The following is a 19,825-nucleotide window of genomic DNA, read 5'->3' as shown; positions in this document are numbered from 1 at the left end:
GTCGACCTTTTTTACCTGAGTAGACGAACCCTCGCCTCACACTCAATAAATATAGTTAGCTGCATAACCATTATTAAACCCCATCGATTAAAAACAAATTTAAATACTATTAAATAGCGTTGCGACATTTTATAAATAGCATTTGCTTATAAAGCATAATGCAAAAATAAATAACTCAGTATACTGCCGCTATCTGCCAAAAACGGCAGCAAATAACTTATTTCAGGACACTCTTATGCACACATGCCTGGCGTATGCCAAAAATAAATTACACCGTACTCTGTTTGCCACTGCGGGCGTTTTCCTGTTAGCGGGCGCGGCGCTGGCACCGTTCTCCCTGGCGCAGGCCGCGGACAAAACCACGGTCAAAGTCGGCATCATCAGCGGTGAAGATGAAGACGTCTGGCGTGAAGTGATCAAACAGGCTGCCAGCAAAGGATTGACGGTGAAAACCGTGGTCTTCAATGACTACAACCAGCCCAATGAAGCGCTACAAAACGGCGAAGTCGATGCCAATGCTTTCCAGCATCAGCCCTTCCTCGATAACCAGATCAAGGTCAATCATTACGATGTGGTACGCGTGGGTGACACCGCCGTCTGGCCGATTGGTCTTTATTCTAAAAAGGTCAAATCATTGAGCGAACTGAAAGACGGGGCAGTCATTGGTGTGCCAAATGATCCGGCGAACGAAGCGCGTGGTCTGAATCTTTTACAGCGTGAAGGGGTCATAAAATTAAAACCGGGGGCCGGGATTTTTGCCACCATTGCCGATATCACTGAGAACCCGCGCCATATTAAAATTAAAGAACTCGATTCCGGTATTATTGGCCGTTCCGTGCCTGATCTGGATGCTGCCGTAGTCAATACTGACTGGGCATTAAAAAGCGGCCTGACAAAAGAAGATCGTATTGCTCAGGAAAACGTTAAAGGTAACCCGTACAATAATTTTATTGCCGTAAAAAAAGAGAACGTGAATGCACCGTGGGTGAAAACACTGGTGGCGTCGTATCAGAATGATGACGTTAAAAAAGTGTTTGATCATGTCTATAAAGGCACGGGCATTACCGCCTGGTAAGGACAAGATCATGACGTTATTTGCAGGCACTGAGGTGCCTTTCAACGCCGTCATGCGGGATGTTGCTGAGGCGGAGCAGGAGAGAGTGCACGCCAGCCGTGACAACCTGAGCGTGGTGCGCCTGCAAGGCGTATCACGCCAGTTTGGGGAAACCCATGCGCTGCGCGACGTCTCTCTGATGGTGAACAAAGGCGAAATTCTCGGCATTATTGGCCGCAGTGGTGCAGGAAAGTCCACGCTGATCCGCTGCCTGAATGGCCTGGAACGCCCCGATGCGGGCGTGATTGAAATTGAAGGCCGGGCGATTAATAATTTAAATGAGAAACAGCTCCAGTCGGTACGTAGCCGGGTGGGTATGGTGTTTCAGCACTTCAATCTTTTGTCGGCCAAAACCGCTGCGCAAAACGTCGCGTTACCTCTCAAAATCGCCGGAATGGACAAAGCCCAACGCACACGGCGGGTGGCGGAGTTGTTGAAACTGGTGGGTCTGGAAGACAAAGCCGATCACTATCCCGCCGCGTTATCGGGTGGGCAAAAGCAGCGTGTCGGGATTGCGCGCGCGCTGGCGGCCAACCCGGCATTACTGCTGTGTGATGAAGCCACCTCCGCGCTGGACCCGGAGACAACGCGATCCATTCTGGCATTGCTGAAATCGCTGAATCAGCAACTGGGCATCACCATTTTGCTCATTACCCACGAGATGGAAGTGATCAAGTCGGTGGCGCACCGGGTAGCGGTAATTGATGGTGGCGAAATTATTGAACAAGGCCCGGTGTGGCAGGTGTTTGCCCATCCGCAGTCTGAACTCACCCGCACGTTATTACGCGGATTACTGCCGCAGTTACCGGAGAATCTCAGCGCCTGCCTGAATAGTGAGCCGGATGGCGATGCCATCTTCAGCGTGCACTTTGCCGGAGAGAAAGCCGAAGGGGAGTTGATCACCCGTTTTGCGGCGGAATTTCCTGGAAAGTTTCGTTTATTGCAGGGTGGCGTTGACCACATTCAACACTATGCGGTGGTACGTTTCTTTATCTCCGTTCCCGCGCAGAATCGTGCGGATCAACAACAGGTTATTGCCTGGCTGCGTCAGCAGCAGGCTCAGGTGGAGATAATGGGCTATGTCGCCAGTAATGATTGACCTACTGATTAATGCTGTTGGCGAAACGGTGCTGATGACCGCCGTTTCCGGGCTATTCTCGCTGATCGCGGGTCTGCCGTTGGGGTTAATTCTGGTGATGACCAGCCCCGGCGGTATTGCCCAGCACCGGGGCATCAATCGCTCACTTGGCCTGATCGTCAACAGTTTCCGCTCTCTGCCGTTTATCATCTTACTGGTGGCGTTAATCCCCTTCACCCGCTTTTTAGTCGGCACGTCGCTGGGAACCTGGGCGGCCATCGTACCGCTTTCGATCACCGCGACGCCGTACTTTGCGCGTGTGGCGGAAGTGTCACTGCGAGATGTTGATCGCGGGCTGATTGATGCGGTGCGGGCGATGGGTGCCAGCAAACTGCGGATTGTCTGGGATGTGTTGATCCCGGAAGCGTTACCCGGTCTGCTGTCCGGCTTTGTGGTGACGCTGGTGGCGCTAGTCGGTGCCTCGGCCATGGCCGGAGCCATCGGTGCGGGCGGGCTGGGCGATCTGGCTATCCGCTACGGCTATCAGCGCTTTGAAACCTCCGTGATGATGGCGGTAATTGTCGTGCTGATTGTACTGGTCTGCGGGATCCAGTGGTGCGGTGATAAGATCGTGCAAAAAATCGACAGAAGACATTAAGTCAAAACGGACAGGCCCGATAAGCGTATCAAGACCTGTCCGTGGGCCTTGTGATCTTATTTCCAGATCTCGTGGGCCAGACGCAGGAAGTTCTCCCCCAGTACCGCTTTCACGGTTTTCTCGCTGTGACCGCGTGCCAGTAACTCCGCAGTGACGTCAAACAATGCCTCCGGGGCGACATAACCATGTCCACCCTGGTACTCTTCCGCTGGCCAGTATTCAGCATGATTAGCGAGTATCTCTTCCACACTGAAGCTGCCTACCGGAAAGGCGTAGTCTAGTGCAATGCCGACGTGACGAGGCCCGGCCAGATTCAACAGATAGTCGATATGGTCGGCGAAACGGGCAGCATCCGGCTGGTCACAGCCTAAAAAGCCGCCGATGCCGTTAACGCCAATCAGGCCGCCGGTTTTGACGCAGGCAAGGATCTGTTCATCGGTGATATTGCGACCGTGTGGCGTGAGCTGGCGAGGATTGGAATGTGAGAAAATCACTGGCTGCTGCGAATATTCCATTGCTTCCATGCTGGTGCGATAACTGCAATGCGAAACGTCGACAAACATCCCGAGCCGGTTCATTTCATCAATCACTTCGCGGCCAAAAGCAGTCAGCCCGATATCCTCATCGTGACAGCCGCCTCCGGCCAGATTATTGCGGTTATAGGCGAATAACATCTGGCGAACACCCAGCCGATGATAACATTCCACCATCTCTACGCGGCCATTCAGGGCGTTCATGCCCTCGATATCAAAGGTAATCCCCAGCCGACCTTCGCGACGGGCGCGGAGAATATCTTCAGGGCGCTCGACCAGCAGATAATCATCGCTGTGATCGAGGATCCAGTGCCTGAAAACCGCCAGATTTTCAACCGTCTGCGTCCAGGGCAAAACATCAAATCCGACATCCACCGAAAGATAGTGGACGCCTGCATTGCGCCATCGCTGAAGATTATTTAAATCAGCAGCCGGGTCCGGCATAAAACCGGAGTGACCATCCCAGACCAGCGCCTCATTAAACAGCGTGCGGGCACGCTGAACGATCGCTTCATTTTTCATAGCACAGCATCCTTTAATGTCGTCGTAAAACAGTCATCTTCCGTCTCATCCAGCCAACCCGGATGTGCCGAAGGTTCAGCGCGCAACAGCTGCCCGGTATAACTATCGAAAGGGGGGTTCAGCACCTGCTCCCGGTCGCCCTGACGCACAATGTTACCGCGATACATCACGGCAACCTGATGGGCGATGGCGCGAACAATCGCCATATCATGGGTGATAAACAGCAGCGTCAGGCCCTGGTCCTGCTGCAAGCGACGAAACAGAGCGAGGATCTCTTGTGCCACCAGGGGATCCAGCGCAGAAGTCGGTTCATCACAGATTAAGATGTCCGGTTCACAGGCAAGGGCACGGGCAATGGCGACGCGCTGTTTCTGCCCCCCTGAAAGCTGCGCCGGAAAGCGACTGGCGAATGCCGGATCAAGCTCAACCTGGCGCAGGAGCTGATCGATACGGGCAGTGCGTGCCGCACCGCGTGAACCCTGCGTTCGTGCCAGCGGACGTCCGATCAGATCGCGTACCCGCTGGCGCGGATTCAGCGAGGTATCGGGATGCTGATAAAGATACTGAATTTTCTGCAATTGTTGCACAGTGCGTCGGCGACAGTTGAAATCAAGAGGCGATCCCGCAAAGGAGAGAATCCCCGTCGAGGGCTGCTGCAACCCCGCCAGCGTGCGGGCCAGCGTCGATTTTCCCGACCCGGATTCGCCGACCAGCGCCAGCGTACGCCCACGCTGTAAGCTGAGCGAGAGATCGTTGATCACCGGTGCGCCTTCGCCGTATCCCACCGTTAACGCGCTGACCTGTAACAATGCTGGCGTTGTACTCACGGGGGCGGGCGGTGAGGGATGTGTCGCTGCTAACAACGCCCGGGTGTAGGGATGCACCGCCGCAGAGACCAGTTGGGCTGGTGTACCGGCCTCAATCATTTTCCCGTCACGTAACACCAGCAGATGGTCGGCGATCTGATTGACCACGGCGATATCATGCGAAATATACAACGCTGCCGTATGCGTCTGGCGCACCGCGTGGCGGATCGCCTTGAGAACGTCCCGCTGAGTGGTCACATCCAGCGCGGTGGTGGGTTCATCGAACACCACAATGTCAGGATCGGGGCAGAGTGCCATCACCGTCATGGCGCGCTGTAGCTGACCACCGGAAACCTGATGCGGATAGCGTCTGGCAAACTGTGCGGGCTGCGGTAAATCGAGCAGCATCAGCAGTTGCAGCATGCGCTGACGGGCCTGGTCAGCGTTCAGTAATCCGTGATAACAGGCGGCCTCGACAATTTGTTCACCCAGCGTCAGCGCCGGATTAAACGCCGCGCTGGCCGACTGTGCCACATAGCCAATATGCTTGCCGCGCAGGCGCGCCAGTCGCACCGTATCGCGCGCATCCAGACGCTGCTGCTCGTAAGTCAGGGTGCCAGCAACCGGGGTTAACTCCCCGCGGTAGTACCCCATAATCGCCAGACCGAGCGTCGATTTACCGGCACCGGATTCGCCAATTAACCCCAGCACTTCGCCGCGCGCCAGGCTGAACGAGATGTTGTCAATCACGGTACGGCCCTGATGGGTGACCTGCAGACCTTCAAGTTTAAGCAACGGTGTGTGCATCATTGTCCACCTGTCTGGCGTTGCCAGTAACGACTCAGCGCATCAACTACCAGATTGGTGGAAATCACCAACAGGGCAATGGCGATGGCCGGATAGAATGCGGCGCTGACGCCAAACAGTATGCCGTCACGATTTTCACGCACAATGCTGCCCCAGTCGGCGGCTGGCGGCTGAACCCCCAGCCCAAGGAAGGAGAGCGTGGAAACAAACAGCACGCAGTAGCCAAAACGCACGCCGAACTCGGTGAGCAGTGGCACCCAGGCATTGGGTAACATTTCATGAAAGATGCGCCAGCGGTGAGACTCGCCAGCCAGTAACGTCGCTTCCATATACTCCATCGCTGAAATCTGTTTCGCCAGCGCATACCCCAGACGATAGACGCGGGTGGCTTCAATCGCCGCCAGTACCACAATCAGCGTGAGGTTCTCCTGGGGTAATACGGCCAGCGCCACCAGTGAAAGGATCAGCGACGGCAGAGACATAAACAGATCGTTGATGCGCGAAATTACCTGCTCCTTGCGTCCACCGAGACTGACCGCGAGAAAACTGATTAAGGTGCCTGCTATCATCGCCAGCAGAGCAATGGCGAAGGCAAACAGCAGCGTTAAGCGCGTGCCGTACAGCAGACGGGAAAAGAGATCGCGCCCAAGATTATCGGTACCCAGCCAGTGCTGAGCGCTCATCGGTTGCCACAGATCGCCAGTAATCGCCGACCCGTCATACGGTGCCAGCCAGGGGGCAATCAGTGCCGCCGTCAGTAACAGGGCGAGCACAAAGATCGCTATCACCGTGCCCGGCAGTGAGCCTGGCGTCTTCATCGTGGATACCTCAGGCGGGGATTGGTGAAAAGGACAATGCCATCCACCAGTAAGTTGATCACAATATAAAGGCTGGCAAAGACCAGGCCACAGGCCTGTACCACCGGGATATCGCGTACCGTTACCGCATCGACCATATATTGGCCCATGCCGGGATAGACGAAGATCACCTCAACAATCATGGCACCGACAATCAGTGCGGCCAGATTGATAGCAATCACCGTCACCACCGGCGCAATGGCATTGGGGGCGGCGTGCTTCAGCAGAATGCGCAGAGGAGCAAGCCCCTTGAGCCGAGCCGTCTCCATCCACGGTGTATCGGTTAACTGCAACAGCGCGCTGCGCGTCGACCTTAACAGATGAGCCAGCACCGACAGCGCCAGCGTGCACATTGGCAGGATCATGGCGGAAAAGCGCTGAGAAAAGGTCATATCATCGTAAAGCGTTGAAGGGAATGTGGTCAGCCCGGCCTGCACTACCACGGCATCAATCAGCAGGTAGCCAATAAAGAACTCTGGTAGTGACAACGTCACTAAACTCAGCCACTGCAGCACTCGATCGGGTAAGCGATGCAGGTATCTCACTGCCAGAAGTCCACCACCCAGTGCTACTGGCACTGCCAGCAGCATCGCGCCGCCGGCCAGTGACAATGAGTTGATTAGACGGGGCCAGAGCAAGGTGCCGACCGGCTGATGACTGCCCCAGGAAATGCCCAAATCTCCCTGCAACAGCTGTGTTACCCAGCTGAAATAGCGTATTACCAGCGGCTGATCCAGCCCAAGGCTTTGACGAATGGCCGCCATGGCTTCCGGGGAGGCATTTTGCCCGGCAGAGGCCGCCGCAAAGTCGCCGGGTAAGGCATTGATAGACAGAAATATTAGTACGGACACACTCCACAGTAGCAGCAGGGCAATGAGCACCCGCTGGCCAAGCGCCTGTGCCAGTGGATGGCTGAACCCCGGGATCCGGATGCCGTGCAAGCGGTCAAACAGCATACGTTTCCCTTAACTCGTCAGCCACACGCGTGAAATCACATGGCCATTGGAGAGATCGTTGCCAACATCCTCCACATAACCTTGCAGACGGTTGCTACTGGCGTTCAGATAGTTATTAAACACCGGCAGCAGGGTGCCGCCCTCATCGCGGACAATCAGCGCGATATCGTGATAGAGCGCGCGACGTTTAGCTTCATCCTCTTCGCCACGCGCCAGTTTCAGCAGGCTGGCAAATTGCGGGTTGGCAAAATGGGTTTCATTACTGGCTGACGTCGGGCCCAGCTCCAGCGAATAAATTAAATCCTGAGTAAGTCGTGTGCCCCAGGAAGAGACGCAAAACGGCTTGCTGCGCCAGACATTGTTCCAGTAACCGTCGTCGGGCTGGCGGCGAATATCCAGCTTAATCCCGGCTTTCTGTGCGCTTAACTGAAACAGCGTGGCGGCATCGACAGCACCCGGGAAGACGCCTTCAGCGGTATCGAGAACAATCGGGCCGCTATAACCGGACTTTTTAAAATGAAACGCCGCTTTATCAGGATCATAAGTGCGCTGCGGGATCTCTGACGGGAACAGCGGATAGGCTGCATTGACCGGGAAATCATTGCCGAGTGAACCGTAGCCGCCCAGCACACGCTGTAAAATTTGCTCGCGGTCGATGGCATATTTCAGCGCCAGGCGCAGGTCATTATTGCTGAACGGCGCCTGGTCAACCATCATCGGCAGGGTGTAATGTCCGCGCCCTGGCGTGTTATACAGCGTGACGGGGCCGCGTTGCAGCAGCGCAACAATTTTCGGGTTCAGGCTGCTGATAAAATGGACCTTACCGGTGGAAAGGGCCGCAACACGTGCCGAAGCATCATTAATGGCAATCACTTCCGCACTGTCGACATGACCACGTTCGGCATCCCAGTCGTGTGGGTTTTTCTCCAGCTGCGCATACACGCCCGGCTCAAACTTCACCAGACGGTAAGGACCGGTGCCAATACCGGCGTTCGGATTGTCAAAGCCGCCGTCCGGCTGAATTTGTAAATTCCACAATGACAGCACCAGCGGGAAATCGACGTTACTCTCGCTCAGGACGATCTCAATTTTATCGCCCTGTGCGGTGACGCTTTTAATCGCGGAGAGATAGGCAATAACGCCAGAGCGGAATTTGGCATCGCGGTGACGTTCAATCGTCTTTACCACATCGTCTGCCGTTAACGACTGGCCGTTATGGAACAGCACGCCCTTGCGCAGGGTAAACAGCCAGCGCGTTGATTTATCGCTGGCCTCCCAGGATTCTGCCAGTCCGGGCAGCGCTTTGCCCGTTTTGGCATCGGTGCGAATGAGCGTATCGCCCCAGGCACAGCCCACCACCATCATATAAGCACTGATCCAGCTTGCCGGATCCAGTTGATCCGTGGTGGCGGCCCCGTCGATGCCCAGTTTGAGGTGTCCGCCTTTTTTGACCGTAGTCTCTGCCGCACGGGCCGTGAGCGTCAGCGATAAGCCACTGGCCACGACGCTGGCGGCCAGCGATGCTTTAATAAAATCCCGTCGATTAAATGAGTGCGTCATAAGATAACCTTAAGAAGGGGCCGAAACCCGCTGATGATGATGTTGGCATTAACATTCACTGCGCGCTTTCCAGCGCTCGCGTGCCAGATAACCTTTTACGCCGATATCCAGAACCGGGCGCGGCGGCAGCCAGTTGGCAAGACCCACTGAGGCCATGTCGCTGAGCAGCGGATGGTCCTGCTGCAAGGCGTATTCCGCCAGCAGGTGCCCAAAGGCACTCTGTTTGGAGATCCCCGCACCGTTACACCCTGCCGACGCATAAATATGGGGCGCGACCTTGCCCCAGACCGGGGCGCCATTCCCCGTAATCCCAATCATTCCCGACCAGCTCCAGTTCATCGCAACATCACTGAGTTGCGGATAGAGTCGATTGAACAACGCTTGATGACGGCGAGCATGCAGGCCGGTTTCACGCGCACTGGTGGTCAGGCCTGGGGTGAAATTGACGTGTTCACGGATCAGGAAACGGTGATCGTGGGTGTAACGTAAGGTGGCACCCGCCAGCGCATTCATCGGCGTCAGGCCCCAGGGCTGAATATCCCCCAAGCGCTGGCGCTGCGCGGTAGTGAGGGGTTCTGTCAGGGTGGCGAAGGTTGCCATGGCGAAGACGTTACTTTTGCCCGGCAACAAGCCGCGAATCGCCCCGTTCATGCCCAGCATCAACTGCGATGCCTGAATGTCACCGTGCGGCGTTTGCACGCGAATACCGCTGTGGGTATCGATGTTCAGCGCCGGGGTGTTGGGGTAGATCGTGACGTTGTCAGGCAACGATGTCGCCAGGCCCCGCACCAGCGCGGCGGGGTTGACGAGAATGCAGTTAGGCGTGTAAACCGCGCGGCGATAAAAATCGGTGCCCAGCAGTGAAGCAAGCTCAGCTTTTTCCATCACCTTATGGGGTTCATCAAGCCGGTTCAGTTCGGCGCAGTAGGCATCAATCAGCCTGTCAAACTGGGGAGTAACGGCGCAGTGATATTTGCCCGTATTGCTCCAGTGACAGTCAATGTTATGGGTCTGGACGGTTTTTTTTAGCTGGCTGACGCCAAACTGCAGCAGGCGGCGATAGGTCTGCGCGTGCGCCAGCTCTTCCGTTGAACTGCCGACATTGTGCGGTAAATCGATCATAAAGCCGGAGTTGCGTGCAGACGCATTATCCGCAATATCAACGGCATCAATCACCACCACCTGCTGATGCGGGCGCAGCTCGGCAATACGTCGGGCGAAAGCCAGCCCGGCGTAGCCGGCACCGATCACCAGCCAGTCTGCCTGGATGGAACGATTCAGCGCGGGCAGGCGCGCATGAGGGGGCAACTGCGCCGCCCAGCCATTGATATTTTGATCAAAAGGAAGTGAACGAATATCCATACTATATGTTGTTCATCGGTGGCGTCGTCAGGTTGGAGACGGACACGGCCGACGCTATCAACGGCCGTGAAAAAACAAGGAAGAGGTGAAGCATAGGAGAAACGAGGCGGGAGACTAAACAATTTTAAATCATTAGCTTATGCGGAATTCATCATCTGTTGCTACCGACGTTTTTTAGGGTCGGCCAGTGCCGTTGACATGACTGTCGGGAAAAAGGTGGATCGAAGAAGGTCGACCTATGAGGGCGTTCCTGTCATTTTTTGTGGCTGACAGTTTGGCTTCCGGTCTGAGGCCAGTTTGAGCACGCCGGATCGGCAAAATCCGCATCCCTGCGGGCCTCGGCACGCGGCGTCCCTGCCGCGTGACGTCCGGCTTACCTAAAACTGGCCCCATCCCCAAAGAACGGTTGCTCGCTGTAAGTTTTAAAACCGCCACGGCATGACGATGTCAGCGGATTGATTTGGGATTGAGGTTGTATTGAGCTGGGCCATCGTCACGGCTCAGGTAAGCATCACTGGCTGGTGTAAAAATAAGCTCGTCAATTACGGGGAATGCGGGTCATGTTTTGTGGGGAAACCTCAGAGGTCAACCTTTGTGCGCTGTGCATTATGCTGCTCCGCGCTTGTGAGCTAGATTAAAGGATGAGCTTATACCTTTCTACATTTTGAAAGTATAATCACTATTAATATCTATTTTTACGAGTTCATTTTCGAATAACGCAGCAAGTTTATTCATTTTCATATTTAGTTTGTCCGTCGAAATAGAGTCAGGGTTTTGATCTCCCGACAACACAACTTTGGTTAAATCAGAAATGTAATCATTATGTTCATTTAAATATTCTTTTCTTGCTTTCATTATTTCATCAAAAAGACGATTGAGATGTTCACTGGTTAATATATTATATCGTTCAAGTCTTATCTTGGTGTTGTTAATTTTAGCGTAATAAGATAATTGCGTTGATGCTGATTTTTCCTCCTCTAATTTAAGTGTCGCTAACAATTCTGCTGTTTTTTGGCTATCTCTATGTTTTTTAGATCTAAAATGGAGGTCTGCTCGTATTAGTACATCGTTGAATATTTCTTCATTTATTTCCCATAACAAACTGTCGAATTTTAGAGCAAAAACATGGGCGGAATCCAAAGTATTGAGAAGTGTTTTTTCTTTGAACCATTTTTTTGCTTTGAAAGCCGCATAGACTGCGGACAATGCCATAACTAAATTACATATAGTGCTCATCCAATCAGACAGATTCCCACTTTCCCAAGTTGGCAGAACACTGTTCTTGACAAGGAAGAACGCCAAAATCCAAAAAGGAAAGAGTACTAATACAATAATTATGACCAGAATAATTTTAAACATGATGTGTTTTCCACTTACCATTTACTTATTGCAATGCCAGTAGGCAGGATAATGACTTCGGGCTGATCTTCTGCTTTTGTCAACTGGCCTGCCAATGCGGTCATCATCGCACACTCTCCGCCAGCCACTGCTCCAGCTCCGTCAGCTCCACCTCTTGCTGAGGGAACGCCTCCCTCAGCCGTGCCACCTTAGCGGCCAGCGCCTCCGGGCGATATTCGGTGCCGGGCAGCAGTTCCGCCAGTTTCTCCAGCGGCGCCAGGTTCAGGCTGTCGCTGAAAATCTGGCAGCGGCTGACCTTGCCGCGCTCAACATCGACGTGGATTTCCACGCCACCCCAGCTAAAACGGGTATCCAGCAGGTGCTGGAACTGCGGTGCCTGGCCAAAATTCCACTGCCAGCTGCTCTGTTTGGCAAACTGCGCCTCAAAACCTGGCAGGTCGGGCAGGGAGGTCGGGGAGATATGTTCGGGCTGGCATTCTTCGCCAAAATGGTCGAAAAACGCCGCCGTTACTGCGCTGCAAATCGCTTCAAAGGTAATCCCCGGCACCAGCTCTTCCAGATTCGCCACGCGCGAGCGCACGGAAGTAATGCCTTTGGCCTGCAATTTCTTGATGTCAGGGTTGAGGTAATCGGCCAGGCGCGAGAGGTCCGCATCGCGCAGAATAGTACCGTGATGAAAACCGCGATCGTGGGTTTCATGGTAGGCAGAACCGGAGATTTTACGCACGCCGTCGGCGGTATTCACCACCAGATCGTTTCGTCCTGAGGCTTCAGCCTGAATACCCAACGACGCCAGCGCCCGCAGAATAATCCCGGTGGACACGCTTTTATCGTATTCCGGCTTCCCGGCCATAAAAGTAAAGCAGCAGTTACCGAGATCATGAAACACCGCGCCACCGCCGCTGCTGCGTCGCGCCAGGCGGATGCGGTCTTCTTCCATACGCCGCGTATTGCACTCTTTCCACGGATTCTGCGAACGGCCAATCACCACCGTTTCGGCATTGCGCCACAAAAACAGCACCCGCTGCGTCGCTGGCATCTGGCGGAAAATAGACTCTTCCACGGCCAGGTTAAACCACGGGTCCCAGGAATCCGATAACAGTAAACGCAGTGTGGACATGCTTGACTCCATTGAAGTTTTGGCGGCGCAGGGATAATACCATCATCGGGGAAAACGTCCAGATTGCCGCCTGATGCCCGTCATCAGCACGGGTTGATCGGAAAAGATGATCGACCCCTACATTAGATCGCGATGCCGTGGAGGTTTTAAACTCACAGCGAGTAACGGTTCTGCGGGGATGGGGCCAGCTTGAGGTAAGCCGGACGTCACGCGACAGGACGTCGCGTGCCGAGGCCCGCATGGATGCGTTTTTTGCCGATCCGGCGTGCTCAAACTGGCCCCGGACCTGACGCCGAACGTTCAGCCAGGGAATATAACCGGGGATCCCACCGTGATCGCCCATAGAGTTCGGCAATTTTATATTGCCAATAATTAACACCGTTATAAATTAACCGCGCCCATTATTATTTTTAAATAAAACCGCTATAGCTAAATATCAGCAATCCAACGTCATATTTGTCATAAGTACGACGCTTTACTTCATATTATCGCTCTGATTATATTAATGAAATCTGAAAAATCTCTTTGCTGATGGCCTGCGCCATCTGGCATTTATTTGCCTGTTAATTAAGGGACATCATGAGCCAATCAGCGAGTACTACCGGCCAGAATAAAACAGCGGCAGTGATCCTCAGTCACGAACAGGCGATCCAGGCCGCACAGGCCGTGGCCGACCTCGCCCGGTTCGATGTGGTGGCCCGCGACCGGGATCGCATCTACCCGCTGGAGGCGCTGGCACTGTTCAGTCGCAGCGGACTGGGCAGCATCTCTGTGCCTCGCGCCTTTGGCGGTGGCGGGCTGTCATACCGCACGCTGTCGGAGGTGTTCCGCATTATCTCGGCCGTGGACCCCTCACTGGGGCAGATCCCGCAAAACCATTTCGCCCTGATCCAACTGCTGCTCGATGAAGGTACACCCGCCCAGCAACACACCCTTTTCAGCGCCGTGGTGCAGGGGCAGCGCCTCGGTAACGGCGGCCCGGAAAAAAATACCCGACATACCCGTGAAGTCACGGCCCGCCTGGTCCTGGGGCCGGATGGCCTGCGTCTGACCGGCAGCAAGTTCTACTCCACTGGCGCACTGTTCGCCGACATCATTGTTACGACCGCGCTGAATGATGACGGGCAGGCGGTGATGGCCTTTATGCCACGCAAATCGGCCGGGCTGGAAATCGTCGACGACTGGTCCGGCATTGGTCAGCGCACCACTGCCAGCGGCACGATCCATCTCGACGCGGTGCGGGTGGATGCTGCGCTGGTGATCCCGGTGCCCGCCAGCGATAAACCCTCACTGCGTGGCCCGGTCTCGCAGCTGCTACAGGCTGCTATTGATGCCGGGATTGGCCGGGGAGCCTTTGATGAGGGCTGCGAATTTATTCGCCGCCATTCGCGCCCGTGGGTGGATGCCGGGGTAGAACGTAACGCTGACGATCCCCATTTACAGGCCGATGTTGGCCGTGTGTTTATTGAACTGGTCGCGGCGGAATCCCTGCTGCGTCAGGCAGCCCGCACGCTGGATAACATTGATCCCGCGCGGCTGGATGCGCAGACCGCCGCGCAGGCTTCCATCGCCGTGGCCGAAGCCAAAGTGCTGACCACCGAGATTGCGCTTAAGGCCAGCGAAAAGCTGCTGGAGTGGGGCGGCAGTCGCGCCACGCTCAGCGAGCACGGCCTTGACCGCCACTGGCGCAATGCGCGTACCCATACCCTGCACGATCCGCTCCGCTGGAAGTTTCACGCCATCGGTAATTACTACCTCAACGGTCAGCTTCCGGTGCGTCATGCCTGGATTTAAGGAGCCCCTTATGCCTCTCAGCCAGGTTAAACCGAAACAGCAGGCCAGCCGTATCACCAGTGCCGCGCAGGCGATAGACGTTGCTCAGCATCTGGCAGCAGAATTTCGCAGCGGTGCTGCACGTCGTGACCGCGAACGTAAACTGCCCGTCGCACCGCTGCGGGCGCTGTTTGCCGCAGGCCTGGGGGCGATCACCGTGCCCAAAGCGTTTGGTGGAGCGGATGTCTCCACCGCCGTACTGGCGCAGGTGATCGCCATTATCAGCGAAGCCGACGCGGCGATTGGTCAGGTGCCGCAGAACCATTTTTATGCGCTGGAAGTGCTGCGCCTGAACGGCAACGCCGCGCAGCAACAGCGTTTTTATCAGGAAGTGCTCGATGGCGTGCATCTTGGCAATGCACTGGCCGAGTTCAGTTCTGCCGCCGCCCACCAGCGCAGCACCTCGGTATTGCCGCAGGGTGACGGCTGGCAGCTTAGCGGCCAGAAGTTTTACGCTACGGGGGCACTGTTTGCCGACCGCATTCCCACCGCCGCGCGCGGGGAAGACGGTAAAGAGCAACTGGTGTTTGTGCCGCGCCATCAGCCCGGCATCACCGTGACCGACGACTGGTCGGGCTTTGGTCAGCGCACTACTGGCAGCGGGTCGGTGCAGTTTGCCACGGTGGCGGTGGATGCTGAGGATATTATCCCGTTCCAGAGCGCCTTTGATCGGCCCACCCGCCTTGGGCCGTTCGCACAAATCCTCCATGCGGCGATTGAACAGGGCATTGCCCGCGCCGCCTTTAACGACATGCTGAACTTTATCAATACCCGTGCGCGTCCGTGGCCGGATGCCGGGGTCGATCATGCCGGGCAGGACCCGCTGACCATTGACCGGGTTGGACAACTGGCCCCGCGTTTACAGGCCGGAGACGCACTGCTGGCCGACGCTGGCGATGCGGTAGATGCCGCACGCCATCAGGTTAGTGAGCGCACGGTGGCCGAGGCCTCGATTGCGGTAGCGACAGTAAAAGCCTGGACCACTGAACGAGCGCTGGAAGCGTCCAACCTGTTGTTTGAGCTCTCCGGCACGCGCTCGGCGCTGCGCGAGCACAATCTGGATCGCCACTGGCGCAACGCCCGCACCCATACATTGCACGATCCGGTGCGCTGGAAATATCCGGCCATTGGCAACTACGTGCTGAACGATGTGCTACCGCCACGCCGGGGAACCCTATGAGCCAACCGAAAAAAATCCTGCTTAACGCCTTCAATATGAACTGCGTAGGGCATATTCATCACGGCATGTGGACTCATCCGCTTGACCGCTCCACCGAATTTAACGATCTGCGCTACTGGCTGGATCTGGCGCGCACTCTGGAGCGCGGGCTGTTCGACGGGCTGTTCATCGCCGATATTCTCGGTGTGTACGACGTTTACCAGCAGGGGATTGGCCTGACGGCCAGCGAATCCATCCAGCTTCCGGTCAACGATCCGCTGATGCTGGTCTCCGGCATGGCCAGCGTGACCGAACATCTCGGTTTTGGTCTCACCGCCAACCTGAGCTATGAAGCGCCGTATCCATTTGCCCGCCGTTTCTCCACCCTCGACCACCTGACCGGGGGGCGGGTGGGCTGGAATATCGTCACCGGTTACCTCGACAGCGCTGCGCGTGCGATGGGGCAGACTCAGCTGCTCGGGCACGATCAGCGCTACGATCAGGCTGACGAGTTTCTTGATGTCAGCTATCAGCTGTGGGAAGGGAGCTGGCAGGACGATGCCGTGGTGGCGGATCGTCAGCGGCGGTTATATGCCGATGCGGCCAAAATCTACCCGGTGCGTCATCACGGCGAGTATTACCAGGTGGAAGGCTATCACCTCAGTTCGCCTTCCCCACAGCGCACGCCGCTGCTGTTCCAGGCAGGAAGCTCCGATCGCGGCATCCGCTTTGCCGCCCGCCACGCGGAGTGCAGCTTTGTTAACGGCAGTACCCCGGCCGCGATGCGCAGCCAGGTCGATCGCCTGCGTCACGCCGCGGTCGAGGCCGGGCGCGAAGCCGACGATTTGAAAGTCTTTATGGGCGTCTCGGTGATCGTGGCACCCAGCGAGAAAGAGGCGCAGGAAAAGCATCAGGAGTATCTGCGCTATGCCAGCCCGGAAGGGGGGATCGCCCATTTCTCCAGCTCGATCGGTCTCGATCTCGCTGCTTTCGCATTGGATGAACCGATCCACAGCGGATCGGGGCGCGCCATTGAGTCGGTGAGCAAAACCTTCAGCGGCTGGACCCGCCGTCGCCTGCTGGAGCAGCACGCCCTGGGCGGGCGTTATCCGCTGATTGTCGGCAACCCGTCACAGGTGGCCGATGCGCTGATCCGCTGGATGGACGAAGCGGGCATCGACGGCTTTAACCTGACGCGCATCGTCAACCCGCAGAGTTATATCGATTTTATTGATCTGGTGGTGCCGGAATTACAGCAGCGAGGCCGCTATAAGACCGCGTATCAGCCAGGCACATTGCGTCACAAACTGTTCAGCCACGACCGTCTGCCAGCACGCCATCCGGCGGCACGCTGGCGTCGGGATGCCTGATCCCTCCGGGAAAATAAGGATAACAATATGAAATTACTGAATACTCTGGTGCTGACGGCACTGTTAGGCACGACGGCTTTTGCGCAGGCAGCCGATTACAGCGGCCCGCTGAAAGTCGGCACTACCGCCGCCTTTGCACCACCGCTGGAAACCGCCGTTGAAGAGGCGAAAAAGCAGGGCCTGAAGGTGGATCTGATCGAGTTCAGCGACTGGACGGCACCGAACGTCAGCCTGGAAAACGGCGACATTGATGTCAACCTGTTCCAGCATCAGCCGTTCCTCGATAACGCCAATCAGCAGGGCGGTTTCCACCTGGTGAAATACGCCCCGGCGATCATCAATAACGTCGGCCTTTACTCCAAAAAACATACCGCTATTGATCAGATTCCTGACGGCGGCACCGTGGCGATTGCAAATGACCCGATTAACGGCGGGCGCGGCCTGCTGCTACTGCAAAAATCCGGGTTAATCACCCTGAAACCGGGTGCGGGCCTGAAGTCGACCGTTGATGACATCGTCAACAACCCGAAGCATCTGAAGATTATTGAAGTGGAAGCGGTGCAGCTCTCGCGTTCACTGGAAGAAGTGGACCTGGCGCAGGGCTATCCACACTATCTGCGCGCCTCCGGGGTGATTGATCCGAATAATGCGCTGTTGTTTGATGGGCTGGAAAACCCGGAGTACGTGATCCAGTTTGTTATCCGCGACGGCCACCAGGATGACCCGCGCCTGAAAAAGTTTGTTGATATCTATCAGCACTCCCCGGCGGTACGCGCCAGCCTGGATAAATTCTACGGCAAACTTTATCAGCCAGGCTGGAAGCCGTAATCATGGTCAGCCTGACCTGGCCGGACAGTACCGAACAGAGCGCCGCCGTTTCCCGTGCGTCGGGGGCGGCACATGTGGCCATCGACGGCCTGTTTAAACGTTATGCCGGGCAGCAAACCGATGCGCTGCATAACATTAACCTGCATATTCCACGCGGTACTATTTTCGGCATTATTGGCCGCAGCGGTGCGGGGAAATCCTCACTGATCCGCTGCCTCAACCGGCTGGAAAACCCGACGGCAGGCAGCGTGGTGGTGGATGGCGTGGATATCGGCAGCCTGAGCGACAACGCGCTGGTGAACTGGCGGCGCGGCACCGGGATGATCTTCCAACACTTCAACCTGCTGTCGGCGAAGACGGTGCGTGAGAACATTGAGCTGCCACTAAAGGTCGCCGGGGTTGAGGCGCGCGCACGCCAGCAGAAAGTGGATGCGCTGCTTAAACTGGTCGGGCTGGAGGAGCGCCAGCACGCCTGGCCCGCCCAGCTCTCCGGCGGGCAGAAGCAGCGCGTGGGGATTGCCCGTGCGCTGGTGCATGAACCGCAGCTGTTGCTGTGCGATGAAGCCACCTCGGCGCTCGACCCGGAAACCACCGCCTCGATTCTGGCGTTGCTGCGCGAGATCAACCAGCAGCAGGGCATCACCATTGTGCTGATCACCCATGAGATGAACGTGATCCACGATTTGTGCCATCAGGTGGCAGTGCTGGAACAGGGCAAAGTGATTGAGCAAGGCCCGGTCTGGCAGGTGTATGGCGATCCGCAACAACCGACGACGCAGATACTACTCAGCCCGCAACAGCATGCGCTGCCTGCGGCGCTGGCTGACCGTCTGCGTCCGCAACTCAGCAGTGCCAATGACCGGGCGCTGCTGCGCCTGACCTGGACCGGAGAGGGCGCGGCGCCGCAGCTGGCGGAGATTATCGCCTTGCTGGGCAGTGAAACGCAGTTGATACAGAGTGCGCTGGAGTGGGTGCAGGAACGGCAGATTGGTCAGATGATCTTACTGAAACCCGCCGGACCCGCGCCGTTTGTCGCTACTTCGCTTGAGCCGTTAGCCGACCGTGTGGAGGTACTGGGCTATGTCACTGCAGATTGATCGTTTATGGCAGGGATTGCTGGATACGTTAATGATGGTCGGGGTGTCTTCACTGGCCGCGCTGCTGCTGGGCCTGCCGCTGGCGGTGGTGCTGGTGATCACCGACAAACAAAACCTGTTTGCCAACCCGTTACTGAACCGTCTGCTGGGCTGGGTGGTGAATCTGTTCCGTTCTGTGCCATTCCTGATCCTGATGGTCGCATTGATCCCCTTTACCCGTATGGTGGTCGGCACCTCTTATGGCGTCTGGGCCGCCGTGGTGCCGCTGACGCTGGCGGCTACGCCCTTTTTTGCCCGCATTGCGGAGGTCAGCCTGCGTGAAGTGGATAAAGGGCTGGTGGAAGCGGCACAGGCGATGGGCTTTCACCGACGGCATATTATCTGGCACGTGCTGCTGCCGGAGGCGCGTCCGGGGATTGTCAGCGGATTTACCATTACGCTGGTCACCATGATCAATGCTTCAGCGATGGCGGGGGCGATTGGCGCCGGCGGGTTAGGGGATCTGGCGTATCGTTACGGTTACCAACGCTTTGACTCGCAGGTGATGCTGACGGTGATTGTGGTGCTGGTGGCGCTGGTGACGGTACTACAGCTGTGTGGGGATCGTTTATCGCGGCGATTGAATCACCGTTGATCCATTATTTGTCGTGGTCGATCATCTGTTTCGGTCAGCCCGTTGGGTGCAAATCTGCAGCACGGGTCGATCGGAAAAGATGATCGACCCCTACATCATCTTTAGTTCAGTTTTTCTTAATAACCAAAGATGCCGGATTCTTAGTCGAAATCGGCATTATTCCTCTCAGATG

Annotated in this window: 17 protein-coding genes; 9 read left to right on the top strand and 8 right to left on the bottom strand. The window is 56.3% G+C overall.

Translation table 11 applies throughout. The features are described 5' to 3' along the window. The first annotated feature begins 235 nt into the window (after window positions 1-235). The 3 genes from FVB43_RS10910 to FVB43_RS10900 are packed head-to-tail and all read left to right on the top strand — an operon-like array spanning window position 236 to window position 2,850. Entirely contained in the window at window positions 236-1,075 is an 840-nt protein-coding gene (locus FVB43_RS10910; RefSeq protein ID WP_167863990.1) for a MetQ/NlpA family ABC transporter substrate-binding protein, read from the top strand. Between the two features lie 10 nt (window positions 1,076-1,085). Continuing rightward, on the top strand, window positions 1,086-2,213 hold the full coding sequence (locus FVB43_RS10905; RefSeq protein ID WP_133842062.1) for a methionine ABC transporter ATP-binding protein: 1,128 nt from the start codon (window positions 1,086-1,088) through the stop codon (window positions 2,211-2,213). Then, window positions 2,194-2,850 carry a methionine ABC transporter permease gene (locus FVB43_RS10900; RefSeq protein ID WP_133842063.1) on the top strand — a complete coding sequence of 219 codons (657 nt, stop codon included), beginning with the start codon at window positions 2,194-2,196 and terminating at the stop codon, window positions 2,848-2,850. The genes FVB43_RS10905 and FVB43_RS10900 overlap by 20 nt, the downstream gene beginning before the upstream one ends. A gap of 56 nt (window positions 2,851-2,906) precedes the next feature. On the opposite strand, the gene FVB43_RS10895 is transcribed toward FVB43_RS10900, so the two are convergent. From FVB43_RS10895 to FVB43_RS10860, 8 genes are all read right to left on the bottom strand, one after another. Continuing rightward, window positions 2,907-3,905 carry a dipeptidase gene (locus tag FVB43_RS10895; RefSeq protein WP_167863989.1) on the bottom strand — a complete coding sequence of 333 codons (999 nt, stop codon included), beginning with the start codon at window positions 3,903-3,905 and terminating at the stop codon, window positions 2,907-2,909. Further along, window positions 3,902-5,521, bottom strand: coding sequence for an ABC transporter ATP-binding protein (locus tag FVB43_RS10890; protein WP_167863988.1), 1,620 nt, complete (start codon window positions 5,519-5,521; stop codon window positions 3,902-3,904). Before FVB43_RS10890 ends, FVB43_RS10895 begins: the two co-directional genes overlap by 4 nt. Further along, the gene (locus FVB43_RS10885; protein WP_167863987.1) at window positions 5,518-6,336 is read right to left on the bottom strand and encodes an ABC transporter permease; all 819 of its coding nucleotides are present in this window, start codon (window positions 6,334-6,336) and stop codon (window positions 5,518-5,520) included. The genes FVB43_RS10890 and FVB43_RS10885 overlap by 4 nt, the downstream gene beginning before the upstream one ends. After that, entirely contained in the window at window positions 6,333-7,331 is a 999-nt protein-coding gene (locus FVB43_RS10880) for an ABC transporter permease (RefSeq protein WP_167863986.1), read from the bottom strand. The genes FVB43_RS10885 and FVB43_RS10880 overlap by 4 nt, the downstream gene beginning before the upstream one ends. 9 nt (window positions 7,332-7,340) lie before the next feature. Next, window positions 7,341-8,891: an ABC transporter substrate-binding protein gene (locus tag FVB43_RS10875; RefSeq protein WP_133842068.1), complete on the bottom strand. Its 1,551-nt coding sequence runs from the start codon at window positions 8,889-8,891 to the stop codon at window positions 7,341-7,343. A 48-nt stretch (window positions 8,892-8,939) separates the two neighbouring features. Further along, window positions 8,940-10,253, bottom strand: a complete 1,314-nt coding sequence (locus tag FVB43_RS10870; RefSeq protein ID WP_167863985.1) for an NAD(P)/FAD-dependent oxidoreductase — start codon at window positions 10,251-10,253, stop codon at window positions 8,940-8,942. 657 nt (window positions 10,254-10,910) lie between these two features. Then, complete coding sequence (locus tag FVB43_RS10865; protein ID WP_167863984.1) at window positions 10,911-11,612, bottom strand: hypothetical protein; 702 nt, start codon at window positions 11,610-11,612, stop codon at window positions 10,911-10,913. 103 nt (window positions 11,613-11,715) lie between these two features. Beyond that, window positions 11,716-12,732, bottom strand: a complete 1,017-nt coding sequence (locus tag FVB43_RS10860; RefSeq protein WP_167863983.1) for a lipoate--protein ligase — start codon at window positions 12,730-12,732, stop codon at window positions 11,716-11,718. A 579-nt stretch (window positions 12,733-13,311) separates the two neighbouring features. Here FVB43_RS10860 and FVB43_RS10855 point away from each other — a divergent pair. Genes FVB43_RS10855 through FVB43_RS10830 form a run of 6 tightly spaced genes read left to right on the top strand, consistent with a single transcriptional unit; the run spans window position 13,312 to window position 19,653 of the window. Continuing rightward, the gene (locus tag FVB43_RS10855) at window positions 13,312-14,526 is read left to right on the top strand and encodes an SfnB family sulfur acquisition oxidoreductase (RefSeq protein ID WP_133842072.1); all 1,215 of its coding nucleotides are present in this window, start codon (window positions 13,312-13,314) and stop codon (window positions 14,524-14,526) included. A gap of 10 nt (window positions 14,527-14,536) precedes the next feature. Next, the gene (locus tag FVB43_RS10850; RefSeq protein WP_167863982.1) at window positions 14,537-15,745 is read left to right on the top strand and encodes an SfnB family sulfur acquisition oxidoreductase; all 1,209 of its coding nucleotides are present in this window, start codon (window positions 14,537-14,539) and stop codon (window positions 15,743-15,745) included. Continuing rightward, window positions 15,742-17,094, top strand: coding sequence for an LLM class flavin-dependent oxidoreductase (locus FVB43_RS10845; RefSeq protein WP_133842074.1), 1,353 nt, complete (start codon window positions 15,742-15,744; stop codon window positions 17,092-17,094). The genes FVB43_RS10850 and FVB43_RS10845 overlap by 4 nt, the downstream gene beginning before the upstream one ends. A gap of 27 nt (window positions 17,095-17,121) precedes the next feature. After that, window positions 17,122-17,922, top strand: a complete 801-nt coding sequence (locus tag FVB43_RS10840; RefSeq protein WP_133842075.1) for a MetQ/NlpA family ABC transporter substrate-binding protein — start codon at window positions 17,122-17,124, stop codon at window positions 17,920-17,922. 2 nt (window positions 17,923-17,924) lie between these two features. Next, window positions 17,925-19,019 (top strand): methionine ABC transporter ATP-binding protein, encoded by a 1,095-nt coding sequence (locus tag FVB43_RS10835; RefSeq protein WP_167863981.1) that lies wholly within the window; start codon window positions 17,925-17,927, stop codon window positions 19,017-19,019. Next, a complete protein-coding gene (locus FVB43_RS10830; protein ID WP_133842077.1) occupies window positions 19,003-19,653 on the top strand; it encodes a methionine ABC transporter permease in 651 nt (216 codons plus the stop codon). Before FVB43_RS10835 ends, FVB43_RS10830 begins: the two co-directional genes overlap by 17 nt. The last annotated feature ends 172 nt before the right edge of the window (window positions 19,654-19,825 follow it).

This window comes from Erwinia rhapontici, from assembly GCF_012271765.1.
Lineage (GTDB): Bacteria > Pseudomonadota > Gammaproteobacteria > Enterobacterales > Enterobacteriaceae > Erwinia > Erwinia rhapontici.
This window is presented reverse-complemented; position numbering and strand designations above follow the sequence as displayed.